Below are 20,032 nucleotides of genomic sequence, written 5' to 3'. Positions count from 1 at the left end.
TATCTCCTAATTTGCCTGGCCTACCACACTGACAATACGAATTTGCTTGTCGTCTGGTATTTCTTGGTAGGACAGCACTCGCAACCCTGGAATGGTGTACTTCACAAATCGTGCCATCACAGAGCGTAAAATACTTGACGTGAGTAAAATGGCGGATTCCCCATTAAGCTCCTGACTCTGGCTGGCCTCCTGCAAGGATTGTTGGATACGCTCAGCCAAACCTGGCTCAATTCCACCGCCATCATTGCCAGCTGCCTGCATCGACTGATGCAGCATTTGTTCCAACTCCGGAGCAAAAGTAATGACGGGCAGCTCAGGTTGACTGCCGGCGATCTCCTGCACGATCAGCCGACGCAGCGCAATGCGGCAGGCTGCGGTCAGCACATCCACATCCTGACTTTTCGCACCGTACTCCACCAATGTTTGCACCAGCGTTTTCATATCCCGAATTGGCACACCTTCATTTAGCAGGTTCTGCAAAACTTTTACCACTGTGGTCAATGGCAAGGTTTCCGGAACCAGGGCTTCCACCAATTTAGGGGAGCTTCGCCCCAGCATATCCAGTAAATTTTGGACTTCTTCATGCCCCAGCAAGCTGGCCGCATTGTTGGTGAGGATCTGACTAAGATGGGTCGCCACGACTGTGGCAGCATCCACCACGGTGTAGCCTAAGGTTTGTGCATGCTCACGCTGATCCTTGGCAATCCACACCGCCTCCAGCCCAAAAGCAGGATCCCGGGTCGCAATCCCCTTTACCGTGCCAAAAACCTGACCGGGATTAATCGCCAGCTCGTGATCATGGCGCAATTCTGATTCCCCGGTAGTAACTCCCATCAAAGACACCCGGTAGCTGTTGGGTTCCAGATCCAGGTTGTCGCGAATATGGACCGCAGGGATTAAAAAACCCAATTCCTGCGATAACTTTTTCCGCACCCCTTTAATACGGGTAAGCAACTCTCCACCTTGAGATTTATCAACCAAAGGAATTAACCGGTAACCAACTTCCAAACCAATGGTATCGACTGGCTGCACATCATCCCAACCAATCTCTTTAACGGCTTGCGGTTCCTGACGGGTATCCAGTTCTGGTCCCTGACGTACCAGCTCGGCACCTTTTTGCTGCTCCTTGCGGTATAAAAAATACGCAAAGCCTCCAACCAGTAATGCCAGAGAAATAAACGAAAAGTGTGGCATACCAGGTACAATTCCCATCAGGGCAAGCACACCGGCTGCTATAAACAACACCCGGATATTGGCCAACTGGCCCGTGAACTGAGAGCCCATGTCTTCAGAACGGTTTTGTCGGGTGATAATGATGGCCGTACCAATGGACAACAACAGCGCCGGAATTTGCGCGACCAGACCATCCCCAATGGTCAGCAGGGTATACACCTCCACAGCTTGTCCGAAAGTCAAACCATGCTGGATCATGCCAATAAAGAGCCCGCCCACAAGGTTGATGGCCAGAATCACAATACCCGCGATCGCATCGCCTTTGACAAATTTACTGGCACCATCCATAGAGCCATAAAAGTCGGCTTCCTGTGTCACCTCATCACGACGTGCGCTGGCTTCTTCCTGTGTTAACAAACCTGCATTTAAGTCGGCATCGATCGCCATTTGCTTGCCTGGCATCGCATCCAGTGTAAAACGGGCAGTTACTTCAGCTATCCGCCCGGCCCCTTTGGTAATAACCACAAAGTTAATGATGATCAGAATAAAGAAAACCACTAGGCCAACAGCATAATTACCGCCAATCACAACAGAGCCAAAGGCTTCGATAACTTTGCCGGCGGCATCCCCTCCTTGATGTCCCTCCAGCAGCACCACCCGGGTGCTGGCGACATTCAAGGCCAACCGCATAATGGTTGCGATCAACAACACGGTAGGGAAAATACCAAAGTCCAATGGCCGCAAGGTGTAAATCGTTACCAGCAGTACCACCAAAGCAAGGGCAATATTGAAGGAAAACAGAATATCCAGCAAAAAAGCAGGTAGCGGTAATACCACCATAGACAAAGCAGCCATAATCAAAAATGGCGTACCCAAGCCTTTGAGGTGATTCATCTTGCTGCGATCAAAACGATTGAAGTAACTGGCTAACTGCATGGTTGTCCCAACAAAAAATTGGCGCTATCAGGACAAAAGCAAAAATTGCTCCAACTTGTCAGAGCAACTAGCATTAAACCGTTAATCGTAGTAATAATCGCTGGGAATAGGCAGTTCTTTGCCCAGTTTGCGAGGGCGTTTGCCCCGGCCTTTGATAAAGAGATTCAACTGATAGACATAAGCAAGGACCTGCGCAACAGCAGAGAACAACGCATCAGGAATGGGGTGCTCTATACTAGTCGTGTAATAAATGGCCCTGGCCAATGCAGGCGATTCAACCAGAGGTACCCGATGCTGCTGACCGATTTTCCGAATTTGCAGTGCAATTTGATCGACACCTTTTGCCACCACGACAGGCGCTCTGTCCCGCCCTTGTTTATACCGCAGTGCAACGGCATAGTGGGTCGGGTTAGTCACGATAACATCCGCAGAAGGGATTTCCTGCATCATCCGCTTCATCGACATCTGCATCTGAGTGCGGCGGATGCGGGCTTTAATTTTAGGATCCCCCTCCATATTTTTGTGTTCATCTTTTACTTCCTGCAGCGTCATCATCAGTTCTTTGTTGTGCTTCCAGGCTTGATAAGGTGCATCCACCAGGGCAATAATGATCACACTGCAACAAAGACCAAAGAACATCCAACCTAAGATCCATAGTGCATCTTCGATGTTATTGGGAGCACTCATCACCGATAAGGTCATGATGTCACGGAAGAACATGTTCAACAGTCCCAGTGCCATACCAACCACGACCAAGACTTTCAAAATACTTTTACCCAGCTCAACCATTGCCTGCAAGCCAAACATCCGCTTAAACCCTTTTAGCGGACTCATTTTGCTGGCTTTAGGCCCAGCGGCTTCCCAGCTAAAATTGAAACCACCCAGCAAGCAGTTGCCAATAAATGCCGCCACCAGGATAAAAGCAAAGATAAATACCATCGGAGGCAGTAAAAGCTGCATAATGTCACCCCAGGCCGAAAACATCGACTGAGTATCAAACACATCTTTAGGTTGCAATGTGAACATACGCTGCCCGATGGTCAGTACCCTGCGGGCCAGCATAGGACCAAACAACAACAAAGCCGTGGCACTGCTGATTAAGACAAAAGCCGTACCTAAATCTTTTGACCGGGCTATCTGCCCTTTTTTGCGGGCATCTTCAATTTTCTTGGGGGTGGGCTGTTCGGTCTTTTCACCGCCACTGGAACTTTCCGCCATAGTGCCCCCCTAGCAGCCAATCACACGACAGCTGTAATCCACAGCCAACTGCCACTGAATGCCATAATGAATAAGAAAGGTATCCAGGGTCAGCCAGAGAATAAGCAGCCCGGATAACATGGTAATTGGGAAGCCAATCGCGAAGATATTTAACTGCGGTGCTGCCCTGGTCATAATGCCAAACGACAAATTCACCACCAGCATAGCAATTATCGGTGCCAGCGTAATGGATAAAGCGGTTGCAAACATCCAGCCGGCAAACTCCATGATCTGCCATATCTGCAACACCGACCACCAGGCATCAACAATCGGCAAAGTATCAAAACTCATCACCAGCATCTGGATGGTGATCAGGTGACCATCAAAAATAAAAAACAGCAGGGTTGCCAGGATCAGATAAAACTGTCCGATCGCAGGCACACTGATACCACTGGCAGGATCAACCATGGACGCAAAGGCCAAACCACTCTGGGTAGCCAGCACCTGGCCGGCAATAATAAAGGTATTGATAAAGATAAGCGTCATAAAACCGATGGCAAAACCAATGGTTACTTGCTGCATCACTTGCAACACCATACGAAATGACATCAGTTCAGGATTTGCCACTGGCGGTATGACCGGCATAATCATTATGGTTAAAGTCACGATCAGCGCAATCCGGATCCGCATCGGCACATTACGGGTACCCAAACCGGCCATAATCATCAGCACGCCACTGACCCGAGCCATTGGCAGTAAAAAGTCGGCCAGGGTTTGCATGATGAGGTCCAGATGAAACGTCATCGCCAGTCCCCGCTCAGCCAACCACAGATGGAATACTAAGGATCAGACCTTCGGTAAAGTCCATAATCACCCGGGTCAGCCAATGGCCACCAAAAATAAGCGCCAGTATGGTGACAATCAAACGCGGTAAAAAGCTTAAGGTTTGTTCATTAATGGAGGTTGCAGCCTGAAACACCGCCACAATCAAGCCAACAAAAAGCGATGGTAAAATAATCGCACTTACCAGCAGGATCACGATGTACAAAGCATCTCGCAGCACATCAACAAACACCTCAGGGCTCATACTAGGTCCCCAATCCAAAGCTGGTGGCCATGGTTCCCATCACCAGGATCCAACCATCGACCAGCACAAACATCATTAATTTAAAAGGCAACGAAATAATCATCGGTGACAACATCATCATACCCATTGCCATCAAGACACTGGCCACTACCAAGTCAATGATTAGAAATGGAATAAACAACATAAAGCCAATCTGGAAGGCTGTTTTAAGCTCACTGGTAATAAATGCAGGAATAATGACGGTGATGGGCAAGTCCATCAGATTGTCGACTTCTTCTACCCCGGCAATGCTGGCAAAAGTGTCCAGATCGCGCAGCCGGGTCTGATGCAGCATAAACTCCTTGACCGGTATACTGGCTTGCTGCAAAGCCTCCAATGAGGTTTTTTCTTCCGCCAGATAAGGCTGTAGCGCCTGTTCGTTGATTTCATTGAACACCGGCGCCATGATAAAAAAGGACAGGAACAAAGCGATCCCTATCAATACCTGGTTCGATGGCGACTGTTGCAGACCGATGGCCTGGCGTAAAATAGCCAACACCACAATAATGCGGGTAAAGCTGGTCATCATTATGACCATGGCCGGAATAAAGCTCAGGGCCGTCATAATGGCCAGAACTTGCAGCGTTACACTGTATTCCTGAGAACCGTCTGGATTGGTGGTAACGCTGATGGCTTGCAAGGTACCGACATCAGCATTGACTGCGGAACTAAAACCCAGTGCCAGCAGCACCCATAGAAGTCGCAACATAGTCCATTTTTACTTTTTCAACCACGATTGCAACTGACTATGAAATTCTGATGCCAACTTTTCTTCTGGCAAGGGCTTATCGAGTTCAAACAAGAAATTAATTTGGTGTGCCGTCACCCCTAGAACACGCTGTTTTCCTTGCATTTCAATAACTAACAACCTTTCCTTAGGTCCAAGCGGAATGGTGCTAATTACTTTCATATGCTGACTACCCGGCATCCGGAGTGTCAATTTTTTGAAGGACCAGCCCAGCAGCAACACCATCAAAATAACAAATGCCAGAGAAATGACGATTTTCCCCAAAGACAAACCTGTGGTCGCGCCAGCCCTTTTTAAAGCCTGATCCCCGGCATCTTTATCCTGACCAAAGCGATAAGGCGAGCTGGTTACCATAGCGTCGGAAGCTGGCTCTGTATCCATGCTGGGTTCTGCATCAACGTCAGATGCCACCAAAGCGATCTCAGGCGACTGGGCTGGCCCGGCTTCTGGCTCATCCGGCACCGCCAGCAAGCCAGTACTAACAAGTAAGCAAAAACCAACTGCAACTATGGATCTTTTCATCAACGCAACTTCTTAATACGCTCAATCTGGCTGATCACATCCGTCAGGCGAATGCCAAACTTATCATTGACCACCACCACCTCACCATGGGCGATTAATGTACCATTTACCAGCACATCCAACGGCTCACCGGCAACCCGCTCCAACTCGACCACAGAGCCCTGGTTCAGTTGCAGTAAATTCCGAATGCTGATCTTAGATCGGCCAACCTCCATCGAAATGGTCACCGGAATATCCAAGATGGTGTCGAGCTTCAGTTTATCCTCACCTGTACCCTGGTGGTCTTCCGTCAACTCATCCAGCTCGACCGGCGTTGCTCCATCGCCATCAGCTTCTGCCATCGCAGCAGCCCATTCATCCATGGTATCTTTATCATCAGCCATTGTATTTAATCCTCAGTACGTGCCGATAAATTTAAGTCGGCTTCCAGTTCAGAGATATCGGCATCACTATCCAGCCGTCGTCCACCTTTGGTAAAGACGTGCAACTCTGACTTCACCGACTCTGGTCGTTTAATTTTTTCAATGATCTTCAGCGCAACATTATCACGTGAGCGCCCCATTTTAGCCCGGTAAGTCGGCAGTTCTTCAATGAGCACTGTGATATGCTCTGGCAACTCGACCGGGATAATATCCCCTGCTTTTAACTCCATCACCTCTTGCAGCGTTAAATCCACATCCAGCATTTTGGTGGTCAGATTGACTTCAACATCCATGATCTCATCGCGCATTGCTTTACTCCAGCGCAGATCGGTGTCTTCTTTATCACTCTGCACCCCGGCATCCAGCAATTCACGAATGGGTTCCAGCATGGAATAAGGCAAAGCCACATGAAAATCACCACCACCGCCATCCAGCTCAATGTGAAAAGAGCTAATGACCACCACTTCTGTTGGGCTAACAATGTTGGCCATGGCTGGATTGACTTCGGAGTCAAGGTATTCAAAAGAGACATCCATCACCGGAGCCCAGGCTTCTTTGTAATCTTCAAAAATCAATTTCAGCAGCATCTGTATAATACGCCGCTCGGTCGGGGTGAATTCCCGCCCTTCAATTTTTGCATGGTAGCGACCATCGCCACCAAAGAAGTTATCCACCAGAATAAAGACCAGCCGGGCCTCCATGGTGATAAGGCCGGTGCCTTTCAATGGACGGAAGCGCACCATATTCAAACTGGTCGGCACAAAAAGGGTATGGACATACTCACCAAACTTAATCATTTGTACGCCATTGATCGACACCTCGGCAGACCGGCGCATCATATTGAATAAGCTGATTCGCATATGACGGGCAAAGCGCTCATTGACCAGCTCAAGCGTTGGCATACGACCACGAACAATCCGATCCTGTGAGGAAAAATCGTATTCTGTGGCAGAGCGGCCGGTGCCATCGCCACCGTCGTCAATATCTTCTTCTTCGATGTCATCAACGCCATGCAACAGCGCATCGATTTCATCTTGTGACAATAAGTCCGTCACGACGCTACCCTTTTATTGCATTACAAAACCGGTGAAGAGAACCTCTTCCACCACCACAGTCCCTGTCACCTTTAACAGCTCCTGTTGCAAATCACTCAAGGCTTTATTGCGCAGGCTTTCTTTGCCTGCGGCCGTCACCAAATCATCCGCATTGGCACTGCTGAACGTTTGCAGCAGGCTGCCTTCAATCAGTGGGATATGCCGCTTTGCCAGCGTATCGTTGTTGCTGCCACGGACCAATAGTTGCACTCGGATCTGTACCAGACGATCCCGGCTACTGCCCGGCACATTAAAGATAAAGGGTCTTGGCAAAGGCACATAATAGGCTGTCCCAGTGGGTGCTGGCGGTGCTCCATCGATGCCAGTTGCTGTTCCGGGCCCCCCGGCCCCTGATTGACCACTATCGCCTGAGGAGAAGAAAAACAGCACCGCTACCACCACAACAAGCAAGATAGCAACGCCACCAGCGACCATCAGAATCAGTTTCTTTTTCGAACTGCCTTCCGCTATTTTCAACTCATTATTGTCTGCCATGCCTTGCCCCGCTTATAAATACTTTATGCTATTGTGAACGCAGGCTGTGCGGATCGCAATTACAGACCTGGTAAAAACATCGTTATGCATAATAATCCACCAGCCTGTCCGTTGGTCTGGCGACTTCCAGCTGCTGCTCTTGCATAAATACATCATCATCTTCGTTTGCCATTGCCTGGCCTGCAGGCTGGTCTTGTTGCTGTTGACCGGATTGCTGTTGCGCTACCTGGCCGTCGGCCAGTTCAATACCATGCTCCCCTAACATATCACGTAACCTTGGCAGCTGTTGCTCCAAAATCTCTCTAGCATGAGCCTGTTGCACCAAAAAATGCACATTGGCCTGCTCCTGCTGCATGCTGATACGGATAGTCATACTGCCGAGCTCGGCCGGATCCAGTTTAATGTCAGCACTGTGCACCGAATTACGCACCATCATTACCAGGCGCTCACGCAATTGGCCTGTCGCATCGGCAGCTAATAAGTTCACTGGCTGTCGTAACAGCTCACTGACCGTTGGTGTGACATTGGCCGGTGATGCAGCACTGCCCTGGCTTTGCAGTAATTGGGCGGTATTGATGCTGGCAGACAGGGTTAAGGGTTGTGGCTGGCCAGTTGCTTGCAGACTGGAGGTTGCATTTGTGGCACGCAACAGGCTATCGAGCGGCGATGGAACTTGTTCATCTGCGGCATTGGTCTGGCCTGCATTGTCGTTGCTTTTGTTGGCTAAAGATTGCTGCATGGCGTTCAACAGGTTACTGGCACTGCTTTGATCTTTTTGCTCACCCGATGGGGATCCACCAGACTGGGAACTGGCTGCGGTGGTGCTACTAAGCGCTTCAGCCCGGGCCTGCACTGCTGAGGCCAGCGTTTGCTGATTGGTCGGCCCCTCGCTTCGCGTCAGCGGACTGCTATGACTTGTTGCCGTATGCTCCGATATGGATGCATCAGCAAGCCCCGCGGTCAACTCCGATAGCCCTACCGACGGCTCTGATTTGGCTGTGGCGGTGGAAGTCTTGGCCTCGGACAGATTTGCGTCGCTTGCCTTGCTATCGGAAGCAGCATCAGCAAGTGAACCCGCACGCGAAACCGACACTCCGGGCTCAGCATCATGTGGCATTGTGGCCACAGACTCTCGGGCGGCTACCTCATCGGATGCTGCCCATGCCGCTTTAGCCATGTCTGAGCCTGCAGCCGTCTGTTCAGATGGTGATTGCATCGATTTAGGTTGCTCGGGATTATGCACCAAGGAGCTGGCTGTGCGTTTGTCAGTGTGCTTAGAGGCCGGCAATGGTTCATCGGAAACAGCTGCTTGCTCTGAGCTGACATCAGCTGACGTCGCCCCACCACTACCCGGCTCTGGTTGCACTTCAGCTGCAACCAGTTCGCTTTGTTCATTGACCTTGGCCCGGGCTTGCAAGTGGAAACCCGTCTCGGACTCCAGCTGGTTCGATGAAACAGCCGCGCCAGCCAAGCTTAAGCTCCGCAGGGCCTTTGGTTTCAACGTACTGCTGTCTACCTGGTCCTGATCGGCTTCAGCGCCTGTTTGTTGATCGAGTTTGCTGGCTGCCAGGGTTAAACCGGAGCTTGCTTTTTGCCCGTCACGAATAATGGCCAACCAGGCCCGGGCGGCATCTTTATCATCCGCCGAGCTTTGCTCATCACTAAGAATTGCTTCCAAGGACTCAGAGCTAACCGATTCTGCCACCAGCGCATCATCTACTGCCGAAGGCATGGCAGCTTTTTGCCGTTCGATTAGCCGCAATGGCTGCTCACCCGCTTCGGCCAGAGTATCGGCAAAAGCCTGAACATCTGCCGATAGCTCCGGCTCGACCGTTTTACTGCCAGCACTTGCACCAGGCTGGGCGGTACTCGCCGACAGCAAAAACATCTGTAATGCATCCGCCATGTGCACTCTCCTTACGGCTTACACGTATTGAACTGACCAGAGCAGGCTTACTCTGACGCCTTGCTCAGATGTATTCAAAATCCAGGCCAAGTATTAGGGTATGCCATTTACCGTTGGGAGTAACGGCGCACAAACTGCTGCATCGCAAGTTCATCTTGCAACAACTGCTCGGTTTTTGCTGCTTTTTGCAAAGCCTGCTGCCGCTGTTGCTCCAGCAAGTACTCCAATGCCTTACGCTTTTTTTGCATGCTCAACCATTGCTGGCGACGCTGCTCCAGCACGGTTTGCGCCTGCTGAATTTGTTTTGCCTGCTGCTCCAGTGCCAAATCCAGCTTGGCAATAAAGCTCACAAATTGATTGTACTGACGGCTTTGTAAACCAGCACTGCCTTGCTGCTGGCTTTGCAAAATATAGTCGGTTCGGTAATCGGCCAATCCCTGATATTTTTGCTCGGCTTGTCTGGTGTACTGCAAGGCTTGCATAAAGTTAGCTTGAAGCTTTTCTTCTCGCTCCAGTTGCACTTTTACCAGCAGCTCCAGTTGTTTATTGGCCATTTGTTTTACCCAGGCACAGACTGACTATGGGCGGCTTGTGGCAATATCTGTGTCAAAGCCATCAAACTGTCATCATAGGGCACCACTTCTTTCATCCCCTGCTGTAAAAAGCGCTGGATAGCAGGCATTAACGCAACCGCTTTATCCAGTAACGGATCACTGCCTTTCACATAAGCGCCGATAGCAATTAAGTCTTTACTCTGCCGGTAACTGGCATACAGCTGTTTTAACTGCCGGGCAACCAGTTGGTGCTCCAGACTGGTGACTGCTGGCATTACCCGGCTGATCGACTGCTCAATATCTATGGCCGGAAAATGACCACTATCTGCCAGTTGTCGGGACAATACTATGTGCCCATCCAGTATCGCCCGGGATGCATCCGCAATCGGATCCTGCAAGTCATCCCCCTCGGACAAAACCGTATAAAACCCAGTAATGGAGCCCTTCCCCACAGCCCCATTACCCGCCCGCTCGACCAAAGCAGGTAACTTGGCGAACACCGATGGCGGATAACCTTTGGTAGCCGGTGGTTCCCCAACCGCCAGAGCAATCTCACGTTGCGCCTGGGCATAGCGGGTGATGGAATCAATCAGCAGCAATACATCCAGCCCCTGATCACGAAAATACTCGGCAATTTGCACTGCCGTCTCACAGCCTTTCAAGCGCATGACCGGCGACACATCGGCTGGCGATGCCACCACCACCGCACGTTCACGGCCTTCCTCGCCCAAAATATCATCAATAAATTCTTTCACTTCGCGGCCACGCTCACCCACCAGCCCCACCACGATCACATCGGCACTGGTACCACGCGTCATCATGCCCAGCAACACGCTTTTGCCCACGCCACTACCGGCAAACAACCCCATCCGCTGCCCCTTCCCTACAGTGAGCACACTGTTGATAGCCCGCACCCCTACATCCAATGGCTGGCGGATGGGCTGGCGTTGCAATGGGTTGATAGGCACTTTCCGCTGCTGCGCAAAGTTTGTTGCTTTAATAGGGCCTTTGCCGTCCAAAGGCTTACCGGCGCCATCGACAACACGGCCAAGCAAGTTCATGCTCAAAGGCACTCCTTGCTCATGCAGCACAGGCGTGACCTTAGCCCCCGGAACCACTCCGGAGATATCGTCTTTGGGCATCAGGAATATGCGATCACCGGCAAAGCCTACCACCTCCGCCAGTATCGTCCCCTGTGCGGTTTCCACTTCACAGCTTTGGCCAATACCAGCACTGCATCCTGTCGCTTCCAGTGTTAGTCCAACCACCCGTACCAATTGACCAGACACCGAAGGCCGGCTTGCGCGGATATAGCCTTGCTGCTGACGGATACGCTCAGCCAAAGGCGTGGTCATGGTGGCGGCTCCTGATCGGACTCTTCAGACAGGCTTCCAGCGTCAAGAGGAGCGGCTTTTTCTTCCGAGTCCGGCGGCGGTTCTTGCCGGGTGCTGGCCACCACCGTCTGTATTGGTGGGCTGACAGCTAAGGATGGGTCATCGGCCGTGGACAGGAAATGTGCCAAAGCACTCTGCAGTCGCTGCTCTACAGTGCGATCTACCCGGGATAGCTCCGTTTCCAGTCGGCAACCACCTCGGCTTAGAGTGGGTTCAGCCAGCAACTGCCAGCCACGCTCTTTCAATTGTTCCGGGTTGTACTTTTGTTGCACCAGAGCCAGGTCGTCAGGATGTAACTTGATCTGAACTTTGCCCTGCGCCAGAGGCAAGGCATCTATCGCCTGTTGTAACGCCGTTAAAATCACCTGAGGATTGGTTTGAACTTCCGTTTGCAACACCGCTTTTGCCATGGCCAACGTCAAGGCAACCAGCTCCTGCTCAACCTGTTGCTCCAGCTGTTGCAATGGCTGTTGCAGTTTATCCAGCAACAACGCCAGTGCTTTGAACTGCAGCTCACTTTGCTGCTGCCCTTCTTCCAACCCCAGCTTCTTGCCTTCTGCCAGCCCCTGCTTTACACCATCCTCCTGGCCTTGTTGCCGCCCTTCTTCGTAGCCTTTTGCAAAACCATCGTCTTTGCCCTCACTAAAGCCAGCTTCATAAGCCTGTTGCCGCAATAGCTCCATCTGCTCGGCAGTCAAAGGCTTCAGGCTAAGTTCTTCGTCCTCTTCGGCAACACTGTGCTCTTCTGTCTTCCGAACTGGCCTGGTTTTATTTAAGGCATTGGTTTTTTCATACTTGCGCATATCCGCGCTTAAATCGGGCGTTGACCACTCTTGCAACTGATCCAGGGTACTGGCATCTGGTGAGAATGGGCGCTTATAGCGAAACTGATCCGAACTCATAGGCAGCTCCGCTGTCCGGCATTAAAGGAAGTCATCACCACCACCGCCACCAAGCATAATTTCACCGGCATCCGCCAGACGACGGGCCGTGGCCAGGATTTCTTTCTGTGCCGCCTCGACATCACTGACCCGAACCGGCCCCATGGCTTCCAGATCATCCCGCAGCAATTCGGCAGCACGTTTTGACATATTGCTGAAGACTTTCTCTTTTAAGCTATCATCAGCACCTTTGAGTGCTTTCATCAGAATATCCTGCTCAATTTCACGCAGCAGCGTCTGAATACCACGATCTTCGACATCAATCAGGTTTTCAAACACAAACATCAGATCCTGGATCTGTTGCGCCATTTCTTCATCGTTTTCACGGATAGAATCGAGCAACTGGCCTTCGATGTTGGTATCCAGGTAGTTCAGAATATCTGCAGCCGCTTTCAAGCCTCCCATCTTCGCAGTTTGAGCTCCGGCTTGTCCGGCAAATTGTTTCTCCATAATCTCATTCAGTTCCTGCAATGCAGCTGGCTGCACTTCTTCCAGATTGGCAATACGCATGGTGAGATCCAGCCGCACTTTTTCAGTAAACTGCGACAAAATTTCAGCCGATTGCTCAGGCGCCAGATAGGAGAGCACTATGGTCTGAATTTGCGGGTGCTCGTTGCGGATGATATTTGCTACCTGCTTGGAATCCATCCATTTCAGCGAGTCCAATCCTCTGGCACTACCACCGATGAGGATCTGGTCAATCAGATTAGCAGCTTTTTCTTCCCCAAGCGCTGCAGTCAAAGCGCGCTTAATAAAGTCTTCACTCTGGAATCCGATGGTACTAAAGTTCTGGATCTGTTCAATAAACAAACGGTGCACTGCGGAAATCTTCGCCTGATTCAGATCCGTCATCTGTGCCATGGCTGCGCCTACCTTTTGCACCTGCTTAGGCTCCAGGTGCTTTAGGATCTGAGCAGCATCTTCTTCCGATAGGCTCAACAGCAGAATAGCGGCTTTCTCAACACCATCCAGCTTGCCTACATCGAAACTTGGCTTTTCATCGTTCTCAGTCATCTTCTTCCAACCAGTTTCTGACCACCAGGGCCGACAATTCAGGTTCGTTCGCTACCAAAGCCCGAACCGCCTTCAGCAAATCTTCATCACCGTGCAAGTCCGGCAGCATCAAGGTACCATCTTCAGCAAAGCCAACGGCAGTTTCATCAAAACTCGACTTCAGCATATCAATGGTATCGTCACCCAAATCCAAACCAGAGCCCAGCGCATCTTCATCATAGGCATCTTTGGTATCTTCAGGATAGATCAGTTTTTTCAGCATTGGCCGTACCACAGACAAGATCAATACAATGATCACCAAGCCTGCGATAAGCAACCGTGTAAGCCGCATAAACCACTCTTCCTGATAGAAGAAGACCGTTGGCTCAGCATCCAGCTCTGTCCGGGTGAAGGGCACAGACACCACTTCTATGCTGTCACCACGCTGAACATCATAACCGATACTGCCCTGCAACAAACGTCTTATGTTAGCCAATTCAGCCTGGGTTCGAGGCTGTGGCTCAAGCTCTCCTTGTTCATTCGGGCCAAGTTTGTAATCGACTGCAACCGATACACTGATCCGGCGCACTACTCCAGATTGTTGGGAGCTGTGGCTGATGGTGGTATCCAACTCATAGTTTCGGGTACTCTCGCGATGATTTCGCCCAGGCACCACAGGCGTAGCACCGCCCCCGGTTGCTTCCTCAGGTATCGCTGAGGGCATAGGCGGCTGGTTGGACAAAGCACCGGGGATGCCCCCACTTAATCCACCAACACTGCTCTCTTCAATGCTCATCTCGCTGCGAATCGCTGGCAAGTCTGGGTTAAAGCGCTGCTGTGTCTGCTCCAGAGTGCTAAAATCCATCACCACATCGACCTGCGCGGTATAATTCCCCATCCCTAGCACCGGCAACAGGATGCTATCAATCCGCTGCCGATATTCATCTTCCCGGGCTCGTTCTAGTTCATACTCACGACGTTTCCGGGCCGAAGCCATGTCCTGAGAGCCACTGTTTAGCAAACGCCCATTTTGATCGGTGACCGTCACACGCGATGGCTCCAGACTTTGCACTGCCGATGCGACTATATCCACAATGGCATCCACTTCGCTGTCGCGGATCACCCGACCACCGCGCGCTGTCACCAACACAGTAGCTGATGGCAAACGTTCACGCCTGGCAAATACATTTTCAGGCGGAATAGCCAGGTGCACACGAGCCCTGGAAATACTCTGTAATTCTTCAATGGTTCGGGCTAACTGTTGTTCCCTGCTGTGCTTTAATCGCTCAGACTCCAGGCGCTGGCTGACACCAAAGCCACTGTCCTGCATCAAAATATCTGTGCCAGTCGATGGCTCGTGCGTCAGACCTGCCCGAGACATACCAAGACGGATGCTTTGAAACTCATTTTCAGCCACGTAAATAACATTGCCATCCAGTCGGTATTTCACCCGCTGTGAATCCAGATGATCCAGCGTTTGAATCAACTCTTCTGTCGCAAAGGTGCCTAGTGGCCGCATCTCTGGCTGGCGGGCCCATAAAATAATCAATAAGGCGATGGCTAAGCAAATAGTCAGTGCGATGATCATGGTGATCTGACGAAGCAGATCAGTGCCACCCAGGTTGCTGATAAAACCGGATTTTTGTTCCTGCTGATCGCCGGAGTTAAAGTCGTCGCCGCTTAACGCCAGTTCTGTGGATTGGTTCTCTGCCACAACTTACCCCTTAGCTCTTATACCGGCATCGTCATAATTTCTTTATAGGCTTCCACTACTTTATTACGAACCTGAACGGTCGCTTCAAAAGCAATGGATGATTTCGACGCAGCAATCATAGCCTCGGCAATGGTAACGCCCTCAACCCCATTTTCTACCGCAGAAGCCAAGCCCCGGGCATGCATCTGCAAGCCATTGACGTTATCGATGGCCCCTTTCAGCATGGCACCAAAGTCACTCTGGCTGTGGCTGACAGGAGACACGCCGCCTTGCTCCAGCCGTTGCACGGCCATGGTCTGCTGTGGCCCACGTGCTTGCTGCGCCATGGCTTGCATCTGATTGTACAGTGACACTCCAGGACCTTTGATTTGCATGGCGAAACCCTCTGTCAAAAAATTGTTCTTCACAGAGATAAAGCATAGAGCGTGCCATGTTTTATATGATAAATATCATTAACTTAAACTCGATTGAGTTGGAACTTTGGTCAAATTTGAAACGCCTGGCGCTTGCCATAAGTCAGTAAGCGCCACAACCACTCCATCGGCCCATAGCGATAGCGCAGCAGCCACCAGTGGCTGAACCAAAGCTGTAAGCCATAAAGCAACAAGGCCAAACAGTAAGGAAAACAGCGTATAGAACTTGCCTTGTACAAAGGTAAAGGACAACCAGGCCACCGCATAATCCAACCCGCTTTGCTCGGAGTTAAATCCCAGCATCAGCGCTTGAATAGGCCGCTGAAAAAACTCGATGTTCATCATTAAAATGCCAAAGAGGGCAAAACCGCGGATCGCATCCAGGATCAGCATGCGCTCAGCCGTTGCTACCGGGCTGGGGAGGTCAGTTGTCGGGGTTGTCATGATAGAAGCCTATCCATGCAGGGCTGCTGGCTAAAGGGGGCCGGTGTATTGAAGATAGCTTAGATTTGTTGGAAGTAAATAGGGTAAGGCTTCGCGCCAAGGCCGCCCTGCTCCGCAGTCAAACAAAAAGCCCCTGGCTTTCGCTGAGATTATTGCAGCTCATAGTCCGGGAGGGATTATTCCGGGCGTCCAGCCCTCCACCCCTTCGGGGCCGCACTTAAGGTGCGTTCCTGTAAGTGATCGATAAGTATGAGAAACCGGGAATAACTAAAATTTGGCGGGAATATCTGGGAAAGCCGTAAAACACAAGGGATACAGAGAAAAGTCAAAAAAAGTCGGATCGCAGCATAATTTGAGTAAGTCAGAAAAATTCTCATTTTTTAAAGCCGCAAAGACCTCATCATCATATCAGCACTAAAGCGCCTCCCCTACCATCAACAGTACCAGTTTAAATGCGGTGTGCAGGCATCATGCAATGATGAAAACCGAATGATTTTTAGTTTGCCTGGCCGATCCGGGTTACTGGTAAAGTCGGATCAATGATCCGAGTTGGCGAGCTGCTGATCCGAGTTAGCCAGATGCAGCTATTTCAAAGGGGTTGAGGAAGGTTTAGCCTTGTTTAACTAATACAGAAAGTCGGATCATGATCGTCAATCACCAGATCCGACTTTCAACTGTGGTTGATACTGCAAACGACCCGGCCAATCAGTTTAATCTGATCGCGCTGCTCATCCGGGACTGTGAGCGGTGCCGCTGCCTGCCCTTCAGCAATCAACATAATGGCCCCCGCTATACCAAATTGAATTTTTCGCGCTACCAAGCCGGTGCCATAGTCCAGGATAAACGTCTGACCGTCTTGCAATGCCTTGTCTTCGGGATCAACAACCAGGTATCTACGCAGAGGCTCATCGACTTGCAACACAATAAGATGACTTAGATCCAATCCAGCTGGCAGTAATTCATCATCTATAAAGACCGATTTATCCTGGTTCAGTACTGGCAGCCTGGGCAGGTTCCTGGCAGGTTTAACCGATACCTGGTAATCACTGATCCGCTCTGCAACCAATAAATGCTTGTCTTTGGCAACCTGCCCCACTCTGCCAGCCAGTAAACGCTTATTCAGCAAGTCCGCAAAGGAGTGACCAGTTTCAATGGCCAGCTGCGCCAGGTAATCAACATCGGGTAATCGACCTTCCTGCTCATAACCTTTGATTGTATTGATGTGCAATCCGGTTTTTTCAGCCATCTGCGGACGAGACAAAACTTTGTCCCGAACCATCTTAATGAACTCACCAAACTCGTTAGAATCCATGAAAACACCAATAGCAGGACATTTTTTTATCCTTATTAATCAATACCAAACGCGCAACAAGACATTTTTTTATCTTGAAGCACTTGCATAAGACAATTTTTTGTCTTTAAAATGTATATATGCAGACATTTTAAAGGACAAAAAAATGGCCGAATTGGACTGGCACAACGCAAAGATAATTGCAGAGTTAAGGATTAATGCTCAGACATCACTTCGTCAACTATCCGAAGAAAATGGCTTAGCACCTAATACCCTGGCTCAAGCCCTACAGCGTCCTTACCCAAAGGCAGAGCGAATCATCGCTGATGCAATTGGCGTATCACCCCAAACAATCTGGCCATCTCGCTACAACAGTGATGGTACTACGTCTCGGCGCAAAGGCAAAAGAAGCATTACCAAGAATCCTGATTATATATCAATAGAATACAAAGGGATCAAAAAATGACTATGGCTATGACTGCACAGCAGATTGCAGCAGCCATAGCTGTTGCTGACAGAACCATTCGGATCCGCGCAAACAAAGAGAACTGGGCCTATGAGCTCAGAACTGGTCGCGGCGGGCAAATCAAACATTTTATTGTCTCGGAACTACCTGATGATATCCGCTCGGTCATCTTATGCAGTGGTGTTGCAGCTGCAACGCCCAGTGATGCAATGGTGCAGCAAAAAGCCAAGGCACACGCCAAGAAGCTGACAGCAAAGCAGCAATTGACCAACCAGGTGAACCAAAGCCGCAAAGCCGATGCTTTAGCTGAACTGGCTGGCATGCAAGGCCCAGCAAAAACCAGAGCAGAAAACGCTCTGATCATCTTAAAAGCCGCTGAGCGCTTTACCGCTCAAAGTGGCCTGCCTAAAGTCGCTGCCTGGCGTCAATTCTGTGAACACTACAACAGCCGCCAGGCTGATGTGCCTGCCAATGCCTACGACATCAAGCCCACGATTGGCTTTAGCACCCTTGCCCGCTGGGCCAGCGAATACGAAAAGAATGGCATCACCGCTCTGGCTGGTAAGTACGGCAAAAACAAAGGCACAGGGCTGATTGATTCAGAGCCGGTGCTGCACTCTTTCTGCATGGCGATGCTGCGTGAGTACCCCCATATCAAAGGCGATGCGCTTTATGAAGCTTTGAGCACAGAGTTCAGCGGGGAGTTCACCATTCCGGCACCTGCTACCTGCCGTTCCTGGTTAAAGCGCTGGAAAGAAGATAATCAAGAACTCTTTATGTCGCTTTGTGACCCAAGCGGCTGGCAGAACAAGCGCATGGTGGCCTTCGGCAATAAGTCGTTTGCCATATCCCGCATCAACCAGCTGTGGGAATTCGACAGCACCCCGGCAGACGTCATGCTTAAAGATGGCCGTTACAGCATCGTAGGTGTGATCGACGTATTCACCCGCCGCGTGAAGTGCATTCTGCGGCCAACATCCAATGCAGAGGCTATTTCTCTGCTGATCCGTGAAACCATCCTGGACTGGGGTTTACCGGAAGTCGCCCGAACCGATAACGGATCCGACTATACCAGTGCCCACATCAGCAGCGTCTGGGATGCATTGGGCATCGAACACGATGTAACCAACCCTTATTCTGGCTGGGAAAAGCCTTTTATTGAGCGCTTCTTTCGTACCTTTAGCCACGGCATTGCTGAGCTGTGCCAGGGCTATATTGGCCATAGCGTGGCTGACCGGCAGAAAATCAATGCCCGTTTAACCTTCGAACAAAGGCTGTTAGAACGCCGCAAAAAAGGCGAAGACAAAATCGCCCTGAATGTCGATCTTACTGCTGAGCAGTTCGAAGCCTTTATCAGTCAATGGATCGAAAACCACTACCACCATGCACGGCACAGCAGCCTGAACTGTTCCCCCTTTGAAAAGTTTGTTGGTCATCAGCAGCACATTCGCAGGCTCGACAATGCCCATGTGCTGGATATTTTGCTGGCTCCGGTACCGGGTAATAAAGGATACCGCACCGTCAATAAAAGCGATGGCATTAGTGTTGAAGGCGGATCCTATGTCCACGCAGAGCTTGGGGCATACATCGGTGAGCGCGTTTACTGCCGCTGGAACCCCAAAGACGTTGGCAAAATTTATGTTTTCCATGCCCTAAAACACCACTTCATCTGCGAAGCCGTGAACCCGGAGATTGCCGGTAATGGCTTAGAGCTGCAGGACATTGCCATTGAGGCAAAAGCGATTCAGCGCAAACAACAGCGTGAGCGCCGGGCAGAATTCAAAAAAGCAGCCAAGCAGCACCAGGTCGGCGATATCGCACAACGGATCCTGGATGCCAAAACAGCCCAGAACGGCAACCTGAGTGCTATGCCAAAACGCTCAGAGCAAGCCGTAACCAACCTGACGCAAGCCGCCGAGGCAGCCATTGCTGCCAGCCAACAAACAGAGCCAGCTTACACCGAGCAGCAGCTATCGGAGTTTGAGAAACGCCGCAAAGAGCTGGAAGCCCTGGAGAAAAAGGCCGCCACCCCAGTGTTCAGCAGCGATGCCCACAAAGCACGCTACCTGACAGAGCTTAGCCTATCCACCGATTTACCCGCCGTCGAGAAAGCCTGGTTGCACGACTACCGCCGTCGCAACAAGGCAGCTGCGCGCATGCTCGACGAAATGTTCAACACCAATAAAGCCTCTAAGTAACGGAG

20 protein-coding genes are annotated in these 20,032 nt (G+C 50.7%); 2 read left to right on the top strand and 18 right to left on the bottom strand.

Annotated elements, in window-relative coordinates; genetic code table 11:
* Positions 1–6: 6 nt before the first annotated feature.
* The 18 genes from flhA to QWF21_RS12500 form a co-directional block, all read right to left on the bottom strand.
* Entirely contained in the window at positions 7–2,109 is a 2,103-nt protein-coding gene (flhA, locus tag QWF21_RS12585) for a flagellar biosynthesis protein FlhA (RefSeq protein ID WP_330088402.1), read from the bottom strand.
* A gap of 81 nt (positions 2,110–2,190) precedes the next feature.
* The gene (gene flhB / locus QWF21_RS12580) at positions 2,191–3,327 is read right to left on the bottom strand and encodes a flagellar biosynthesis protein FlhB (RefSeq protein WP_330088401.1); all 1,137 of its coding nucleotides are present in this window, start codon (positions 3,325–3,327) and stop codon (positions 2,191–2,193) included.
* A gap of 9 nt (positions 3,328–3,336) precedes the next feature.
* Positions 3,337–4,110 carry a flagellar biosynthetic protein FliR gene (gene fliR / locus QWF21_RS12575; protein ID WP_330088400.1) on the bottom strand — a complete coding sequence of 258 codons (774 nt, stop codon included), beginning with the start codon at positions 4,108–4,110 and terminating at the stop codon, positions 3,337–3,339.
* Positions 4,111–4,123: 13 nt separating this feature from the next.
* Positions 4,124–4,393, bottom strand: a complete 270-nt coding sequence (gene fliQ / locus QWF21_RS12570) for a flagellar biosynthesis protein FliQ (RefSeq protein ID WP_091341823.1) — start codon at positions 4,391–4,393, stop codon at positions 4,124–4,126.
* A 1-nt stretch (position 4,394) separates the two neighbouring features.
* On the bottom strand, positions 4,395–5,141 hold the full coding sequence (gene fliP, locus QWF21_RS12565; RefSeq protein ID WP_330088399.1) for a flagellar type III secretion system pore protein FliP: 747 nt from the start codon (positions 5,139–5,141) through the stop codon (positions 4,395–4,397).
* Positions 5,142–5,150: 9 nt separating this feature from the next.
* The gene (gene fliO / locus QWF21_RS12560) at positions 5,151–5,561 is read right to left on the bottom strand and encodes a flagellar biosynthetic protein FliO (protein ID WP_330088398.1); all 411 of its coding nucleotides are present in this window, start codon (positions 5,559–5,561) and stop codon (positions 5,151–5,153) included.
* A 140-nt stretch (positions 5,562–5,701) separates the two neighbouring features.
* Entirely contained in the window at positions 5,702–6,085 is a 384-nt protein-coding gene (gene fliN, locus QWF21_RS12555; protein WP_330088397.1) for a flagellar motor switch protein FliN, read from the bottom strand.
* Between the two features lie 5 nt (positions 6,086–6,090).
* Complete coding sequence (gene fliM, locus QWF21_RS12550) at positions 6,091–7,179, bottom strand: flagellar motor switch protein FliM (RefSeq protein WP_330088396.1); 1,089 nt, start codon at positions 7,177–7,179, stop codon at positions 6,091–6,093.
* Positions 7,180–7,191: 12 nt separating this feature from the next.
* Entirely contained in the window at positions 7,192–7,713 is a 522-nt protein-coding gene (fliL, locus tag QWF21_RS12545) for a flagellar basal body-associated protein FliL (protein ID WP_330088395.1), read from the bottom strand.
* 82 nt (positions 7,714–7,795) lie between these two features.
* Entirely contained in the window at positions 7,796–9,619 is a 1,824-nt protein-coding gene (locus QWF21_RS12540; RefSeq protein ID WP_330088394.1) for a flagellar hook-length control protein FliK, read from the bottom strand.
* A gap of 107 nt (positions 9,620–9,726) precedes the next feature.
* Positions 9,727–10,173, bottom strand: coding sequence for a flagellar export protein FliJ (gene fliJ, locus QWF21_RS12535; protein WP_330088393.1), 447 nt, complete (start codon positions 10,171–10,173; stop codon positions 9,727–9,729).
* Between the two features lie 5 nt (positions 10,174–10,178).
* Entirely contained in the window at positions 10,179–11,528 is a 1,350-nt protein-coding gene (fliI, locus tag QWF21_RS12530) for a flagellar protein export ATPase FliI (protein ID WP_330088392.1), read from the bottom strand.
* Positions 11,525–12,469: a flagellar assembly protein FliH gene (fliH, locus tag QWF21_RS12525; RefSeq protein ID WP_330088391.1), complete on the bottom strand. Its 945-nt coding sequence runs from the start codon at positions 12,467–12,469 to the stop codon at positions 11,525–11,527. The genes fliI and fliH overlap by 4 nt, the downstream gene beginning before the upstream one ends.
* Positions 12,470–12,490: 21 nt before the next feature.
* Entirely contained in the window at positions 12,491–13,522 is a 1,032-nt protein-coding gene (gene fliG / locus QWF21_RS12520; protein ID WP_330088390.1) for a flagellar motor switch protein FliG, read from the bottom strand.
* A complete protein-coding gene (gene fliF, locus QWF21_RS12515; RefSeq protein WP_330088389.1) occupies positions 13,515–15,215 on the bottom strand; it encodes a flagellar basal-body MS-ring/collar protein FliF in 1,701 nt (566 codons plus the stop codon). The genes fliG and fliF overlap by 8 nt, the downstream gene beginning before the upstream one ends.
* Before the next feature lie 17 nt (positions 15,216–15,232).
* A complete protein-coding gene (gene fliE / locus QWF21_RS12510) occupies positions 15,233–15,589 on the bottom strand; it encodes a flagellar hook-basal body complex protein FliE (RefSeq protein WP_330088388.1) in 357 nt (118 codons plus the stop codon).
* A 78-nt stretch (positions 15,590–15,667) separates the two neighbouring features.
* Positions 15,668–16,072 (bottom strand): hypothetical protein, encoded by a 405-nt coding sequence (locus QWF21_RS18200; protein WP_456237614.1) that lies wholly within the window; start codon positions 16,070–16,072, stop codon positions 15,668–15,670.
* Positions 16,073–16,742: 670 nt separating this feature from the next.
* Entirely contained in the window at positions 16,743–17,384 is a 642-nt protein-coding gene (locus QWF21_RS12500) for an XRE family transcriptional regulator (protein WP_330088386.1), read from the bottom strand.
* Positions 17,385–17,529: 145 nt separating this feature from the next.
* On the opposite strand from QWF21_RS12500, the gene QWF21_RS12495 reads away from it, so the two are divergent.
* Both QWF21_RS12495 and QWF21_RS12490 read left to right on the top strand, forming a co-directional pair.
* Positions 17,530–17,829: a helix-turn-helix domain-containing protein gene (locus QWF21_RS12495; protein ID WP_330088385.1), complete on the top strand. Its 300-nt coding sequence runs from the start codon at positions 17,530–17,532 to the stop codon at positions 17,827–17,829.
* On the top strand, positions 17,826–20,027 hold the full coding sequence (locus QWF21_RS12490; RefSeq protein WP_330088384.1) for a Mu transposase C-terminal domain-containing protein: 2,202 nt from the start codon (positions 17,826–17,828) through the stop codon (positions 20,025–20,027). The genes QWF21_RS12495 and QWF21_RS12490 overlap by 4 nt, the downstream gene beginning before the upstream one ends.
* Positions 20,028–20,032: the final 5 nt, after the last annotated feature.

The sequence above is a fragment of the Alkalimonas mucilaginosa genome (genome assembly GCF_036327005.1).
Lineage (GTDB): Bacteria > Pseudomonadota > Gammaproteobacteria > Enterobacterales > Alteromonadaceae > Alkalimonas > Alkalimonas mucilaginosa.
The sequence above is the reverse complement of the archived record's forward strand: the minus strand, read 5'-3'. Positions and strand labels throughout refer to the sequence as shown.